Source organism: Rhodococcus sp. NS-SX18, assembly GCF_057367935.1.
This window is the reverse complement of record NZ_CM170633.1, coordinates 4646168-4661325: the sequence shown is the minus strand read 5'-3', so window position 1 is coordinate 4661325 and position 15158 is coordinate 4646168. Positions and strand designations below refer to the sequence as shown.

Below are 15158 nucleotides of genomic sequence, written 5' to 3'. Positions count from 1 at the left end.
GCACAATACCCATCCCGCGCCGGTCTCCCGGCGCCTCGTCGCCCGCACCTGCCGCGTGCAACCATGGTCCGATGCCGCGACCTGAGATGCCGCGCTCGGCCACCGGAACCGCCGTCGCCGGGATGACGATGGTGACCGCCGGTGCCATGACCGCCAACCTGGCGTCCTACCTGCTGCACCTGCCGGCGGCCCAGTGGCTCGGGCCCGCGGGATACGGCGAGTTCGCCAGTCTGCTGGCCGCCCAGCTGGTCCTGGCGGTGCCGGCCCTCGCCCTGCAGACCGTCGTCGCCCGGGAGACCGTGCGGGGGGCCGGCACCGCGGCTCTGCGCCGCCTCGGGTATCGCTGCGCCGGCCTCGCCGGGTTTGTCGCGCTCGCCGTCGCGCCCCTCGTCGCGTGGGCTCTCGACACCAGCGTCGCCGGGGCTCTCGGCTCGCTCGTCACCGCACCCCTGCTCGTGCTGCTCGCCGCCGAACAGGGCCTGCTGCAGGGCCGGGGACGGTTCGGCGCGCTCAGCGTCGTTCTCGCCGCGGCCGGCGTGGCGAAGGTCGTGCCCGCCGTCGCGGTGCTCGCCGTCGGCGGCGGGCCGGGGGCGGCGCTGTTCGCCGGTGCGGTCGGTACCGGATTCGTCGCGGCCGCGGCCGCCACGCTCGTGTCGCGCTCCCCGGCGGGCCCCGGATCCGGTGCGACTCCGGTAGTCGGTGTGCTCGCGGTGCTGCGCGCCTCGCAGGTGCAGCTGGCGCTGATCGCGCTGACGTCGCTGGATCTGCTGCTCGCCCGCACCGTGCTCGACCCGCGGGACGCGGGACTGTATGCGCTCGGCGCCGTCGCGACGAAGGTCGCGTTCTGGCTGCCGCAGGCGGTCGGGGTGGTGCTGTACCCGCGGATGGCCGACCCCGCCCAGTCCGCGGCCGCGGTCCGATCAGCCCTGACCGTCCTCGTCGGGATCGGCGCGGCGCTCGTCGCGGGCGCAGCCGTGGGCGCGCCGCTGGTGCCGCTGCTCGTCGGTGAGGCGTACGCCCCGGTGCAGTCGCTGCTGTGGCTGTTCGCACTGCAGGGGGCGTGCCTGGCGGTCCTGCAGGGCGCGCTGCTGTCCGCGATCGCCGGCGAACGCACCCACCTCGCGGCCGTCGCGTGGGTCGGTCTCGCGGCGGAGGCCGCGCTCATGCTCACCGTCGCCACCACCACGCGGCAGTTCGTGCTCGTCGCGGTGGCCGTCGCGGCGACGACGGCCGCGGTGGTCTCCGTTCTCGCTGTGCGCGCCGCCCGCACCGTCGGGCCGGATACGAGGCCCGCCCCCTCTGACCGAATGTGACATCCGTTCGATCCAACCGACGCGATGTCACATTCGGTCACACGACGATGCCCCTCCCGAACGGATCGGAAGGGGCATCGGCCGGGTAGTTACTGCTGCGGCGGTTCCTTGCGCAGGTCGGTGCGCGGGATCTCCTGCGTCTGGTCCGTGGTCCAGTCCCGCTGCTGCGGGGGAGCGTCCGTGCGGGGGATCTCCTCGGTGCGGTCGCTGGTCCAGTCGCGCTGGCCCGGGGCGGCGTGGGCCGGTCCGGCCGGGGCGGTCGGGCCACCCGTCGCGGCGACGGGACGGCCGGTGCGGCCGCTGCCACCGCGCAGGCCGAGCACGATGCCGGCGATCAGCGCGAGCAGGCCGAGGATGCCGAGGATGATCGGCACGGTGCGACCGAACAGGTTCAGCGTGTCGATACCGTTCTTGGCCTGTTCCACCTGGAACTCGATGGTGTCCTCGTTGAACGGCAGGGACACCTGCAGCACCGTCACCTCGGGACGGTCCGCCTCGCGGGCGTAGTACTGGTACTGCTGCTCCTGGCCCTTGATGACGACGCCGGTCTCCGGCTCGACCCACAGGTCACGAACGTTGGTGTACCAGCGGGTCATGGTCACCGGCGTCTCGCCGCCCTCGACACCCCACGTCGAGGCGGGCAGGCTCAGCTTGTAGGTCGGCACCGACGGATCGACCGCGGACAGGTCGACCGGCTCGATCTCGTGCCGGAAGTGGTAGACCTTCACGCCGTTGATCTCGGTCTCGTCGACGTAGTCGATCGGGTAGGTCTCACGCGCATTGAGGTCGAAGTACGGGTAGGACTTCTGTTCGGTGCCGAACGGGAAGCGGTACTGCAGGCCGTCGCGGTCCGGGATCTCCGTCGGGGGAGCCGTGGCCGAGGTCTGGATGGTGCTGACCGCGTCCGGGTTCTCCTCCTTGGTGACCGGCATGCCGCTGACCCGGTCCACCGTGACCCGGTCGACGGTGGCGGAGACCAGACCCGTGTCGCCCTGCATGTCCAGACGACGGACCGTCTGGCCCGCCTGCAGGGTCATGATGTCCGCATCCGCCGGGTCCTCGACGGTGACGAACCGCTGCGCCACGATCGGCACGTCGGTGTCGACCTGCGCCCGCCCCGACAGCAGCGCCCGCGCGTTGAGGATGTCGCCGGTGCCCTCGGCGACCGTGGTCACCTCGAGGTCCAGCGGCGTCTTGGCGAGTTTGCCGACGGTGTACGTCGGGATCAGTATTGCCGCGACGATGAGGAAGGCGCCGAGGCCCACCAATACCAATGCCAGTTTCCGGCCCGAGCCCGAACGCTCAGCCATGCTGTGTCTCCTCACTCAACGGTTCCATCGAGTACCCCCACCGGCAGCCGGTCTGCACGGATCGCCTGGCATCCGGCTCGCGAATACCACGTGAGCCCAGACACTAACAGGGCATCCGCCCGGCGCGCGCCACCGTTCGGACTCGAGATCCCGGCTTCCCCGCCCCGCAGCGACCGGGCAGACTGTCGTCGATGACCAGCAGCGCCCCGCCCACCGCCTCGGCTCCCGCCGTCTCCGGCTTCCTGCCGGCGCTCGAGGGCATGCGCGGATTCGCGGCCGTCGGCGTCCTGATCACGCATGTGGCATTCCAGACCGGCGCCGTGCACGACCCGGTGCTCGGCCGCATCTGGGGGCGGTTCGACCTGGCCGTCGCCCTGTTCTTCGCACTGTCGGGCTTTCTGCTGTGGCGGCCGCACGCGGCGGCCGCGCGGGGTCTCGGGGCCGCGCCGCCCGCCGGGCGCTACCTGCTGTCCCGGGCTACCCGCATCCTGCCCGCCTACTGGGTGGTGGTGTGCATCGTGCTGCTCCTGCTGCCCGAGGCCGGCAGCGGGTGGCGGCTGTGGCTGGCGAACCTGACCCTGGTGCAGGTGTTCGTGCCGCTGAGTCTCACCGAGGGGCTCACCCAGATGTGGAGCCTGTCGGTGGAGGTGGCCTTCTACCTGCTGCTGCCGCTGTTCGCCGCGGCGCTCGCCGGTCTGCGTGGCGAACGGGCCCGGTTCCGCGTCCCGCTGCTCCTCGCCCTGAGTGCGCTGTCGCTGGTGTGGGCGTGGCTGCCGGTTCCCACCCCTGGCCACATCAACCACGACAACTGGCTGCCGGGCTATCTGCCGTGGTTCGCCGCCGGCATGGTGCTCGCGGAGCTCGTGACGGGCGAGCGGACCTGGGTGCACCGCCTCGCGGCGCACCGGGTGCTCATGGCGGTGGTCGCCGTGACCGCGTTCGCGCTGTCCACCACGGCCCTCGGCGGGCCGGAAGGACTCGTGAAGATCGATCCGTGGCAGTACAACGGCAAGATCCTGCTCGGTGCGCTCATGAGCTTCGCGCTGCTCGCGCCCCTCGTCCTGGCGCCGCGCGCCGAGCACCGCATCCTGGCGAGCGGACCGGCGCTGACCGTGGGCCGATGGTCGTACGGCATCTTCATCTGGCATCTGGCCGTGCTGTCCATCGTGTTCCCGGTCTTCGGCATCATCCCGTTCCAGGGCGACTTCTGGTTCGTGCTCGCGGTGACCCTCGTGCTGAGCATCGCCGTCGCGTCGGTCAGCTACGCCCTCGTCGAGGAACCGGTGCGCCGGGAGGTCAGGCGTCGGCAGAGCCGCGTCGCCTCCACCGCAGAACGCGTCGCAGACTCCGCCGCGCCCTGACCGAGACCGGCAGCGCGGCGAGTCCCAGCGCGACGAGCCCGCACAGCGCGGCGAACTGGACGAGGAACGAGTGCCCGACGTAGCCGCCCGGGGCCCGCCACGGCCCGGTGGACAGCAACGCCATCGCCGTCATGGTGGCGCATCCGGTCACGACGACCAGCGTGCGGGCCGCCACGTCGCGGCCCCAGCGCGCACCCACCGCCACGATCGCCGCTGCCGCCACGATCGTCGTCGCCGCCCCCACCGCGCCGGCCGCGAGGACGGCGACGGCCAGCACGCCGGCGAACCCGACGGTGGTACTGCCCCAGACCCGGGGCGCGGGCCCCGGATCGGCGACGGGGCGTCGGCGCGGCCACGCCGCGAGCGCGAACAGCGGCAGCAGCAGGAGCAGACCGCCGAAGATGCCGAGGCGATACCACCGGTCGGTGGCGAACTCGAGCGTCACGGTGCCGCCGGTGCCGGCGGGCACGACCCAGCCCTGCTGCCAGCCGTCGACCACCACGGGTGTCAGCTCGGTGCCGTCGGCGGCCGTGGCGACCCAGCCGACGTTGGTGCTCTCCGGCACGACGACGATCCGGTCCCGTTCGGACGCAGGCACCTCGAGCTCGCGCAGGTTCTCGGTCCAGGTGCCGACGGCGAGTTCGGTGGGTTCGGGGGCCGGCGGGCTCGCGGCGCCCGGAACCGGGAGCCGCACCGTCCCGACGGTGAACGCCTGACCCGGATCGATCTCGACGTCGACGTGCCCGGCGGGCAGCGGCGCGACGGTCTCGTCGCACAGGGTGGCCGGCACCTCGACGCCGGCGGCGAGGTCCGCGACGGTCGCGGTGACCGAGGTCCGGTAGCTGCGGCCGTCGACGGTGAGTACCGGGCCCGTGTCGCAGCCGACCGTGACCTGCCGGTCGTACACCGAATCCTGCGGGCCGATCGGACCGTCCGGGCCGAGGACGGTCACTTCCGCCAGACCCGGCGGGACGACCTTGGCGAAGCCGAGCACCGTCTGGTCCAGCACGTCCTCCCAGTCGACCAGGCCGAGCACCACCCGATCCGTCACATGTGGTTCGAGATCGATTGTCGCCGTTGATGATTCGACGTCGCGCACCTGGGGTCCGTTGCCGAGGTCGACGGCGACGCGGGTCGGGCGCGCCGGCAGCGGTCCCAGGCCCGCGGCCACCTCCAGGCCGGTCACCAGCTGCGGGGACGGCAGGTCGAGCGTGACGGTCGGTCGCGGTGCGCCGGGACGCACCGACTCCTCCGACGCCGTCCACGTGGTCCGCGGATCACCGTCGGTCGCGGCGAACGCGGAGCCCTGCAGGTCGACGACGTCCGCGGCGCCGCGGGCGACCACCCGGTCCGGCAGCGCGACGATCTCGGCGAGGGCCGGGCCGGGCCGGGCCCGCACCCACGGCTGCGGCGCCACCGACGTCGCTTCCGGCACCGACAGGGTGCGGGTGAAGAGGTTCGGCTCCTCGGCCGCGACGGCCAGACCCCGCGCACACCGCACCCGATCGGGGGTGTCGACGCAGCCGCCGCGTCCGGGCAGTTCCTGACCGAGATTCCAGCCCCGCACCGTCGCCCCGGCGACGACGTCCGGCAACACGATCCGCTGCCGGATCTCGACGGGCCGGGGGTTGTCGCGGTCGGTGAAGTCGTCCACCGCGACCTCGGTCAGCCCGAACTGGTTGCCCACCGACCCGTCCTCGGTGCGGGTGGAGGTGATCCGGATCCAGGTCGTCCGTCCGAGCGGCAGCGCCACGGTCTGTTCGCGGCCGGGCTTCTCGACGCGCACGGCGGTGCTGCCGCGGTCGGTGGTCACCTCGAGCCATTTCACGGCGGGGCCGAGCGCGCCGGGGCTGGTACTCAGCCGCAGCAGCCCGGCCTCGAGGGGCCGGTCCAGGTCGAGTTGCAGCCACTGGCCGACCGCGGACTCGAGGCCGTTGCTGTGCCAGCCGGTGGTGGGATCGCCGTCGACGGTGGCCGCCGGTCCGCTCCCCACGGAGGTGCCGCCGAGCTGGGTGGCGTCGGCCGCGGAGCTGGACACACTGATCCGGGCGCCCTCCCATTCGGCGTGCACGAGGTCGGTGTCCGGCACCGGATAGTCCGGCACGAGGTTGTAGGTGCGCCGCGGGTCACCGGCGGCACGGATCGCCGAACTGTGGTGGTCGACCTGGCCGTAGTCGGTTTCGCGGGCGGTGGGGGTGTCGGTGACGAGGACGTCGTCGACGGGCAGACCGGCGCGGTTCGCGTCGGCGGCGAGCAGGGCGGGGCCGGTGCTGCCCGGCTCGGCGTCGTCGAGGCGCAGCAGGGCCTCGGGGCCGCCCTGCACCCGGGGCACGTCGGCCGCGTCCACCGCGTACGGCCCGACCGGGGCGCCGGGCAGGTCCACGCGGTAGATCTCGATCGCCGGGTACGCGGGCCGCAGGTCGGAATCGGCGGTGAAGCCCTCCTCGAAGTTCCGGGTGATCTCGTTGCCGAACTCCGCGACCCGGACCAGCCCGGAGGAACCTTCGATCGCCCGGTGCACGAGCACCGGCCGCGCCGACGGCGACGTCTCCGGGTCGAGGTCGTTGCGGATCACCACATATCCGATGCCCTGACCGCGCAGCGTCGCCGCCAGCCCCGGGGTGGGCCGGCCGTCGGCGATGTGCCGCTGCACCGAGTCCAGGGCCCGGATCGCACCCGGCGGCACGAGGGGCACGGCGTCGCGGGAGGCCCACGGCGTCGACGCGAGGGCCTGGATGGGCTCGTCGCGGGTCAGGCCCCAGATCTGGCTGCCGAACGGTGCGCCCGGCACGATCAGCGCGCGTTCCCCGCGGGTGTGCTCGTCGAGCCACGCGGCGGTCTCGTGCCAGTATCCGGGCACCGCATCGTAGGCACCGCGCGGGGCGAGCCGGCCGGTCCACGCCAGCGACGTCGCGAGGGTCAGCGCCACGAGGATCAGGGTGGTGAACGCGACCATCGGCTGTCGCTCGGGGTGCGCGAACGCGGTCCGGGCCTGCCGCCACGGCACCGCACCGGGCAGCGGCACCCGGCGCAGCAGATGCGCGAGCCCGAGCACGAGCGGCAACCGCACCAGCGGCTCGAGCTTGTGCACGTTGCGCAGCGGGGCGCCGGTCGAATCCAGGAAGAGCCGGACCTGCTCGGCGATCGGCGAGCCGAGGTCACCGACGTACCCGGCGGCCAGCCCGGCGATGCCGGCGAACAGGATCAGCGTCCACCGCCCCCGGGCGGGCATCGAGCGCGTCGCCAGTCCCGCCAGGCCCGCGGCCGCGAGCAGCCCGGTGACCAGGACTGCCGCCGGTTGGGTGACCAGCACCGCGCCGGCGATGCGCTCGGGGGAGACGAACGGGGTCCAGCTGTCGGTGCCGCGCAGCACCTCCGCCAGTGAGGTCCACTGCGTGGTCACCCCGGACGATTCGATGTAGTCCAGGAACGGGGGACTGACGCGGCCGAGCAGCAGCAGCGGCACGATCCACCACAGCACCGCGACGACGCAGGCCGGGATCCACCACAGCGTGAACCGCCACCAGCGCCGGTTCGGGCGGTGCGCCAGCCACCACAGCCCGGCGACGAGGCACGCGGCGACGGTGGCGACGGCGTTGATCGCGCCCATGAGTGCGACGGCGACGGCGGACTGAGCTGCCGTTCGACGAGCGGAATACGACCCGTCGCCGTCGAGGTAGCGCACGAGCGGCAGGAGCACCCACGGCGCCAGCATCATCGGCAGCGTCTCCGACGAGATGGATCCCAGGGTGGTCAGCACGCGGGGGGAGAGCGCGAACGCCGCCGCGGCGATCAGCCGCGAGCCACGATTGCCGACACCGAGCGCCTCCGCGAGCCGCACCACGCCCCAGAACCCGGCGAGCAGCAGCAGCGCCCACCACACCCGCTGGGTGATCCACGGCGGGATGTGCAGGAGCTGGCCGACGGCGAAGAAGGAACCGTGCGGGAAGAAGTAGCCGTACGCCTGGTTCTGGACCTGGCCGAGCGGCGCGATACTGCTCCACTGGTGGGCGGCGCGGGCGAGGAATCCCAGGGGATTCTGGGTCAGGTCGTACTTGGTGTCGGCGACGATCAGGCCGGGGGCCTGCGCGAACGCCAGCAGCAGCGACACCACGGCGGCCCCGTACAACCACCGCCTGGAGAAGGGGTCGGCGGACGGTGCCCCACCGGGGTGGGGTGCCGTGCCGTGGGAAGTGCGTGAACTCGTCGCGTGGACGGCGCCGTCAGCGGCTGCCGTACTCAACCTGGTTCAGCAGGGAGGAATCGGCGTTGCCGCTGCGGTCGACCTGCGGGCGGGTGTTCTCCTGAACCGCCGCCGTGACGCCGAACACCGCCACGGCGCCGAGGACGGCACCGATCGCCGCGCTGGCCAGGCCCGGGCCCACGAACTTCGCCATACCCATCTCCCCATCGTCCATCGTCGGCTCCCGTGTGAGCCGACATCCGTCGCGCGCGCCGTCGCCGGGTCCGACCCGGTGTCGTCGCGCTCCGCGTCAAGGTATCACCCGTAGGGGGACAACTGTGGCGTGCTCCACTCGTGGCGGCCTAGAGGCCGAGCACGCCCAGCAGTGTGCGCAGCTTCGCGGTGGTCTCGTCGAGTTCGGCCTGCGGATCGGATGCCGCGACGATGCCCCCGCCGCCCCACGCGAGGGCGCGCCTGCCGTCGGCGCTGAGTTCGGCGCAGCGGATCGCCACCAGCCAGTCCCCGTCGCCGTTCGCGTCGCACCACCCCACCGCCCCGCCGTAGAAGCGACGGTCGCCCTCAGTGCCGCGGATCGCGGCGAGCGCGGCCTCGGTGGGGGTGCCGGCCACGGCCGGGGTGGGGTGCAGCGCGGCGGCCAGGGTCAGGACGTCCGTCCGGGGGTCGCGCAGGGTGCCGGTGATCGGGGTGGCCAGGTGCCACACGTCGCTCGTCGCGGTCAGCACGGGTGTGCCGGGGATCTGCAGGTCATCGCACAGCGGGGCCAGGCGGGCGCGGATCCACTCGATGACGAAGGCGTGCTCGGCGAGGTTCTTCGCCGAGGCGAGCAACTGCCGGCCCGCCTCCCGGTCGGCGTCCGGGTCGGCGCAGCGCGCGGCGGTGCCGGCGAGCGGACGGCACGTGACGGCGTCGCCGCGGCGGCTGACCAGCAGCTCGGGCGTCGCACCGACCAGGGTGTGACCGCGGTACCGCTCGCCGGCGGCGCTCAGATCCGCCGCATAGACGTGGGCGGTGGGGTGGCGCTCGGCCATCCGGGCCGCGAGGGCGAGCGGGTCGACGGGTGTGTCCGCGACGAGCGTGACCGAGCGGGCGGCGACGACCTTGTCGAGTTCGCCGCGGCCGAGCCGGTCGCGCAGCGCCGCGACCCGCGCGACGTGTTGCTCGGGCTCGGGGGTCTGCGCGGCGATCCGCACCGTGGGCAGGTCGGGCAGGGTGTCCGGCGGCTGCCAGGCCGTGCCGGTCACCTCGGCCGTTTCGGGCTGGGTCAACGCGGCCGGACGCTCGGGATCGAAGGGCAGGGCGCCCACGATCAGGTCGGCCTCCCCGCGGCGCAACGCGAGGGAGGCCTCGGCGATGTCGGTGAACCGGCGGCGCGTCCCGGTGGCGTGCACGGTGCGATCGGCGCGGGAGAGGAGGAAACCGTCCATGGTGGGTCGACGATATCCCCGCCCGCGTGCGGTTCGCGCCGCGGCTAGCGTCCCGGCGGGACGATCAGCACGGGCCGATGGCTGTGCCGCAGCACATGGTCGGCCACCGACGACTGCAGCAGCGAGCGCAGGCCCGTGGTGCCGCGGGTGCCGGTGACGATGATGTCGACGTTCAGCTCGTCGGCGGCCTCGACGATGGCGGTCCACACGGCACTGACCACCTCGAGGGTGCGGCCCTCCGCGGCGAGCCCGGCGGAGCGGGCCAGGTCGAGTCCCTCCGCGTTGATCACCTTCGCGTCGGTGAGTGCGACGTCCTCGGTCTCCTCGTCGGGGACCCATTCCGGCTGCATCACCCCCGACAGCCCGGACATGCGGGCGGCCTGACGGACCATCGGTTCCCAGGCCGTGACGACGACGGCGCGGCACGAGGCGAGGAATCTCCCCGCATATTCCACGGCCCGCTTGGCGTTCTCGGAGCCGTCGTAGGCGATGAGGATGAGATCTGCGGGCATCACGAATCCCTGCTGTCGTGGCGGTCCTTGGGGGACACTTTACCGGCCGTCGTAGGCCGTGGGGACCACCCGCCGCCGCGGGTCGTGGGGACCGCCACGGTGGTGGTCGGCTACCGTCGGAGGCCATGCGGATCCGTCACACCCTCACCGTCGCGGTCGCGGCCGTCCTCGCCGTCGCCGGGTGCGGAGGACAGGACGCTCCCCGGGCTGCCGAGTCCACGCCGCCGCCCACGGACACCTCGGCCGTCGCGCCGCCACCGTCGCCCGCCCCGATGGCGACCGCGTCTGCCGCGCCGGCGTGCGGCGACGAGCTACTCGCGTCGCTGACGGTGCGGCAGCGGCTCGCGCAGCTGCTCAACGTCGGCGTCACCGGCACGGCCGACGCCCTCGAGGCGGTGCAGTCCGAACAGATCGGCGGGATCTTCGTCGGCAGCTGGACCGATGTGTCGATGCTGGCGAACCGGGAGATCCCGCAGGTGGCGGCGGCGAGCCGGCTGCCGCTGATGGTCACCATCGACGAGGAGGGCGGCCGGGTCTCGCGCGTCGGGGCACTGCTGGGTCCCGATCCGTCGGCGCGGGTGACGGCGCAGACCATGACGGTGGAAGAGACCTACCGGATGGCGCTCGAGCGGGGCCGGGAGCTCCGCGAGCTCGGCGTCACCGTCGACTTCGCGCCCGACGTGGACGTGAGCAGCCAGCCCGACGACGCGGTGATCGGCGACCGGTCCTTCTCCGCCGATCCTCAGGTGGTGGTGCAGTACGCCGACGCCTACGCGCGCGGGCTGCGCGATGCGGGAATCCTGCCGGTGCTCAAGCACTTCCCGGGCCACGGCTCGGCGTCGGGCGACTCGCACACCGGTGCGGTCACCGCGCCGCCGCTCGACCAGTTGCAGCAGGTGGACCTGGTGCCGTACCGGGAGCTGGTCGATTCCGGTGTCGCGGTGATGCTCGGGCACCTGGACGTGCCCGGTCTGACCGAGGGTCTACCGGCGAGCATCAGCCCGCAGGCCGTGCAGTTGCTGCGCTCCGGAACGGGCTACGGCGCCCCGCCGTTCGACGGGGTGGTCTTCACCGACGACCTGTCGGGGATGCAGGCCATCACCGATACCTACGACATCACCGAGGCGGTGCAGGCGGCGCTCGCCGCCGGGGTGGATCAGGCGCTGTGGCTGTCCACCGACGACGTCCCCCGGGTGCTCGACCATCTCGAGCAGGCGGTGGCGACGGGAGCGCTGCCGGCCGCGCGGGTGGACGACGCGGTACGCACCGTCGCGCGCGCCAAGGGCGCGCTGGACTGCTGAATCGACGTCGGAAACCCCATCCTTACTCTAGGGTAAGGAATCGGAGCATCGGGACTTGGAGGAGACATGGCCGGCGGTACCAAGCGACTGCCTCGCGCGGTGCGGGAACAGCAGATGCTGGATGCCGCGGTGGAGGTCTTCTCCGAGAACGGATTCCACAACACCTCGATGGACGCCATCGCGGCCCGGGCGCAGATCTCCAAGCCGATGCTCTACCTGTACTACGGCTCGAAGGACGAACTGTTCGCCGCGTGCATCAGCCGGGAGGGACAGCGGTTCGTCGAGGCGCTGACACCCGCCGGCGACCCGGGGCTCACGCCGCGCGACCAGCTGCGGGTGGCGCTCGAGTCGTTCCTCGGATTCGTCGACGCCCACCGCAACTCGTGGATGGTGCTCTACCGCCAGGCGATGTCGCAGCAGGCGTTCGCCGGGCAGGTCCGCAGCAGCCGGGACCGGCTCATCGAGCTCACCGCGCATCTGCTCGAGTCGAGCACCCGCGACCCGGAGCCCGGGACGGACTTCGTCATCATGGCGGTGGCGCTGGTCGGCGCCGGTGAGGCGGTCGCCGACCGCATCGCGGGCGGCGAGATCGACGTGGAGAAGGCCGCCGATCTGCTCGAGAACCTCGCCTGGCGCGGCCTGGCCGGCAAGAAGCGCACCGACCAGCACGGCTGAGCAGCCCCGAGGCCCCGTCGGGGCCGTCCGGAGACGACCCCGACGGAACCGGGGGTCCTTCCGCCGGATGGGGGGTCGGCGGAAGGAGCAGGCGCCCGGACCTCGCCCGGGCGAGCCGAGGTGGCTTCCCGTTACAGCGAGGCCGGCACGGCCGCGCCCCGACCGGCGACGTCGTCCAGTGCGGCGGACTCGTCCGCGAGCGCGGCGCGATCGATCGGCGCGCTCGCGGCCACGAGCCGGCGCACAGTGCGGATGTCCTTCGGACGGCCGAGGGCGATCGCGCCCACGAGGCGGTCGCCGCGCAGCGCGAGCGCCGTGAAGTCCCGGTCCTCGATCGACCCGCGCACCACGTAGTCGTCGTCGTGCCGGGACCAGCCGGCGAACTGCAGGTTGTGCCCGTACTGGTTAGACCAGCCCCACGGCACCTCCGCGGCGTCGAGCGGCTGCCCGAGTACGGATTTCGCCACGGCAACGCCCTGCGCCCGGGCGCTGTTCCAGTTCTCCGTGCGGTGCCGGCCGCCGAGCACCGGGTTGGGTTGCTCGGTCACGTCGCCCGCGGCGTACACCCCGGCGGCCGAGGTGCGGTAGGACTCGTCGACGACGATGCCGTCACCGACGGTGAGCCCGGCCGCCCGGGCAAGCGCGGTGTCCGGCACCGAACCCACCGCAGCGAGAGCGGAGCCCGCCGTCCAGAAGCGCCCGTCCTCCGCGACGGCGTGCACCCCGTCGTCGCTCCCGGCGAGGGAGCGCAGCGCGACGCCGGTATGGACGGGCACGTCGTGTTCGGCATGCAGACCGACGTACATCCGGGCCACCGCGGGCGGGACGATGCGGGCGAGCGGCGACGGCGCGCTCTCGAGCACCGTGACCTCGGCTCCCAATTCCCTTGCGGTGGAAGCGACCTCGCAGCCTATCAGGCCGGCTCCGACGACGAGGAGCGATCGGTGCGCCGCGATCGCGGCCCGCAGCGGCGCGACGTTCTCCGCCGTGCGCAGGCTCAGCACCCTGTCCCCGGCGTCGTGCTCGAGGTGGCGGGCGCGGGCGCCCGTCGCCAGGATCACCGCGTCGTAGTCGACGATCTCGTTGTCCCACAGCCGGAGCCGGTGACGTTCCGGGTCGAGTTCGACGACCCGGGTCTCGGTGCGCAGTTCGATGTCGTGATCGGTCCAGTAGCCGGCCGGTTCGAGTTGCGCCTTCTCGTCGGTGATGCTGCCGGCGAGCAGGTCTTTCGAGAGCACCGGCCGCCGGTACGGCAGTGCGGCCTCCTCGCCGATCAGCACGACGCGGCCGGTGAAGCCTTCCTTGCGCAGGGTCTGTGCGGCGGTCGCGCCGGCCACCCCGGTGCCGACGACGACGATCGTCTCGGTCACGTCCGGCTGACCTCGACCATCTCGAAGTCGGACTTGGCGGCGCCGCAGTCCGGGCAGGACCAGTCGTCGGGGATGTCGTCCCAGCGGGTGCCGGGCTCGATGCCGTCCTCGGGCCAGCCCTCGGCCTCGTCGTACTCGAATCCGCACTGCAGGCAACGGAACAACTTGTAGTCGGTGGTCATCTCAGCGTCCTTCGAAGTCGATCTTCTCGCGAACCCCGCAGTCGGGGCAGCACCAGTCGTCGGGAATCGCGTCCCAGGGGGTGCCGGCGGGGAAACCCTCGCGCGGCGCGCCGGCGGTCTCGTCGTAGACGTAGTTGCACACCGGGCATTCGTAGGCGGCCATCACCGTGCCCCGTACTGCGCGAGGACCTTGTCGCGCTTGCGCGGCTGGATGTTGGCTCGGGTGAGGTCGCCGTCGTAGTGCTCGACGACGCGGTGGTCCATGACCTTGCGCCACAGCGGCGGGATGTAGGCGAGGCCGATCATGCTCGCGTAGCCGCTGGGCAGGTTGGGGGCGCCGTCCATGCTCCGCAGGGTCTGGTAGCGGCGCGTCGGGTTGGCGTGGTGATCGCTGTGCCGCTGCAGGTGGTACAGGAAGATGTTGGTGACGATGTGGTCGGAGTTCCAGCTGTGCGCGGGGGTGCAGCGCTCGTACCGGCCAGAGGCCGTCTTCTGCCGCAGCAGTCCGTAGTGCTCGAGGTAGTTCACCGTCTCGAGCAGGGAGAAACCGTAGACGGCCTGCAGGATCAGGAACGGCACGATGACCGGGCCGAACACCGCGACAAGCACGCCGAACAGAACCACCGACATCGCCCACGCGTTGAGGACGTCGTTGCGCAGGGTCCACGGGCTCTTGCCGAGCCGCTGCAGGCGGGTCTTCTCGAGCTCCCACGACGACTTCAGGCTGCCCCACACGCTGCGCGGCAGGAACGCCCAGAACGACTCGCCGAAACGGGCGGAGGCCGGGTCCTCCGGAGTGGACACCCGCACGTGGTGGCCGCGGTTGTGCTCGATGTAGAAGTGGCCGTAGCCGGTCTGGGCCAGGGTGATCTTCGACAGCCACCGTTCGAGGTCGTCCTTCTTGTGGCCGAGCTCGTGGGCGGTGTTGATCCCGACGCCGCCCATCACGCCGACGCTGAACGCCAGGCCGATCTTCGAGACCAGCCCCAGGCCGCCGTCGATCCCCAGCCAGGACAGGTCCGTGGCCGACCACAGGTAGCAGGCGAAGACGAGGCTGGCCAGCTGGAACGGGATGTAGGCGTAGGTGCAGTACCGGTAGTACTTGTCGTTCTCGAGCATCTCCATCACCTCGTCGGGCGGGTTCTGCCCGTCGGGGCCGAAGAACTGGTCGAGGATCGGCAGCAGCACGTACACCAGGAGCGGCCCGATCCACCACCACACCGGCGCGACCGCGGTCCAGCCGAGCTGGCCGAATCCCCAGACCAGGGCGGTCGCGAGGAAGATCGCCGTGGGCGGAATCAGCCCCATGAGCCACAAATACCGCTTGCGATCGCGCCACTGTTCCACCGGCGTGTGCGCGTGCCGGCCGATGTCCGACGTCGTCACCGTTCGACCTCCCTGTCCCTGTGATGCTCGGAGGAGCCGGTATGAGCCAGCTCACTGTCTCTTGGACAGTACAACAGTTCGGGTCCGCGCGGTAGACAAAGATGGAAATTTGTACACGAC

At 72.3% G+C, this 15158-nt stretch carries 13 protein-coding genes; 4 read left to right on the top strand and 9 right to left on the bottom strand.

The window, feature by feature from the left end; all coding sequences use genetic code 11:
* The first annotated feature begins 86 nt into the window (after window positions 1–86).
* Window positions 87–1313, top strand: a complete 1227-nt coding sequence (locus tag AC2IPW_RS21300) for a polysaccharide biosynthesis protein (protein WP_486377048.1) — start codon at window positions 87–89, stop codon at window positions 1311–1313.
* An 89-nt stretch (window positions 1314–1402) separates the two neighbouring features.
* Here AC2IPW_RS21300 and pgfA read toward each other — a convergent pair whose 3' ends face one another.
* Complete coding sequence (gene pgfA / locus AC2IPW_RS21295) at window positions 1403–2623, bottom strand: cell envelope lipid trafficking protein PgfA (RefSeq protein ID WP_040784329.1); 1221 nt, start codon at window positions 2621–2623, stop codon at window positions 1403–1405.
* Between the two features lie 191 nt (window positions 2624–2814).
* Between pgfA and AC2IPW_RS21290 the strand changes: the two genes are divergently transcribed.
* Window positions 2815–3984, top strand: a complete 1170-nt coding sequence (locus AC2IPW_RS21290; RefSeq protein WP_003939232.1) for an acyltransferase family protein — start codon at window positions 2815–2817, stop codon at window positions 3982–3984.
* Here AC2IPW_RS21290 and AC2IPW_RS21285 read toward each other — a convergent pair.
* The 4 genes from AC2IPW_RS21285 to AC2IPW_RS21270 form a co-directional block, all read right to left on the bottom strand.
* Window positions 3920–8227 carry an alpha-(1->3)-arabinofuranosyltransferase gene (locus AC2IPW_RS21285; protein ID WP_486375611.1) on the bottom strand — a complete coding sequence of 1436 codons (4308 nt, stop codon included), beginning with the start codon at window positions 8225–8227 and terminating at the stop codon, window positions 3920–3922. The genes AC2IPW_RS21290 and AC2IPW_RS21285 overlap by 65 nt on opposite strands.
* A complete protein-coding gene (locus tag AC2IPW_RS21280; protein WP_003939230.1) occupies window positions 8208–8381 on the bottom strand; it encodes a DUF2613 domain-containing protein in 174 nt (57 codons plus the stop codon). Before AC2IPW_RS21280 ends, AC2IPW_RS21285 begins: the two co-directional genes overlap by 20 nt.
* A 148-nt stretch (window positions 8382–8529) precedes the next feature.
* Window positions 8530–9612: an isochorismate synthase gene (locus AC2IPW_RS21275; RefSeq protein ID WP_486375610.1), complete on the bottom strand. Its 1083-nt coding sequence runs from the start codon at window positions 9610–9612 to the stop codon at window positions 8530–8532.
* Window positions 9613–9656: 44 nt separating this feature from the next.
* On the bottom strand, window positions 9657–10124 hold the full coding sequence (locus AC2IPW_RS21270) for a universal stress protein (protein ID WP_010593519.1): 468 nt from the start codon (window positions 10122–10124) through the stop codon (window positions 9657–9659).
* A 125-nt stretch (window positions 10125–10249) separates the two neighbouring features.
* Here AC2IPW_RS21270 and AC2IPW_RS21265 point away from each other — a divergent pair, with 125 nt between their 5' ends.
* Together AC2IPW_RS21265 and AC2IPW_RS21260 are read left to right on the top strand one after the other, a co-directional pair.
* Window positions 10250–11425, top strand: a complete 1176-nt coding sequence (locus AC2IPW_RS21265) for a glycoside hydrolase family 3 N-terminal domain-containing protein (RefSeq protein WP_003939227.1) — start codon at window positions 10250–10252, stop codon at window positions 11423–11425.
* 66 nt (window positions 11426–11491) lie between these two features.
* On the top strand, window positions 11492–12100 hold the full coding sequence (locus tag AC2IPW_RS21260; RefSeq protein ID WP_054371341.1) for a TetR/AcrR family transcriptional regulator: 609 nt from the start codon (window positions 11492–11494) through the stop codon (window positions 12098–12100).
* A 131-nt stretch (window positions 12101–12231) separates the two neighbouring features.
* On the opposite strand, the gene AC2IPW_RS21255 is transcribed toward AC2IPW_RS21260, so the two are convergent.
* The 4 genes from AC2IPW_RS21255 to AC2IPW_RS21240 are packed head-to-tail and all read right to left on the bottom strand — an operon-like array spanning window position 12232 to window position 15038.
* Complete coding sequence (locus AC2IPW_RS21255) at window positions 12232–13470, bottom strand: NAD(P)/FAD-dependent oxidoreductase (RefSeq protein ID WP_486375609.1); 1239 nt, start codon at window positions 13468–13470, stop codon at window positions 12232–12234.
* A complete protein-coding gene (locus AC2IPW_RS21250) occupies window positions 13467–13652 on the bottom strand; it encodes a rubredoxin (RefSeq protein ID WP_003939212.1) in 186 nt (61 codons plus the stop codon). Before AC2IPW_RS21250 ends, AC2IPW_RS21255 begins: the two co-directional genes overlap by 4 nt.
* Window position 13653: 1 nt before the next feature.
* Window positions 13654–13815 (bottom strand): rubredoxin, encoded by a 162-nt coding sequence (locus tag AC2IPW_RS21245; RefSeq protein ID WP_003939211.1) that lies wholly within the window; start codon window positions 13813–13815, stop codon window positions 13654–13656.
* Window positions 13815–15038 carry an alkane 1-monooxygenase gene (locus AC2IPW_RS21240; protein WP_486375608.1) on the bottom strand — a complete coding sequence of 408 codons (1224 nt, stop codon included), beginning with the start codon at window positions 15036–15038 and terminating at the stop codon, window positions 13815–13817. The genes AC2IPW_RS21245 and AC2IPW_RS21240 overlap by 1 nt, the downstream gene beginning before the upstream one ends.
* Between the last annotated feature and the right edge of the window lie 120 nt (window positions 15039–15158).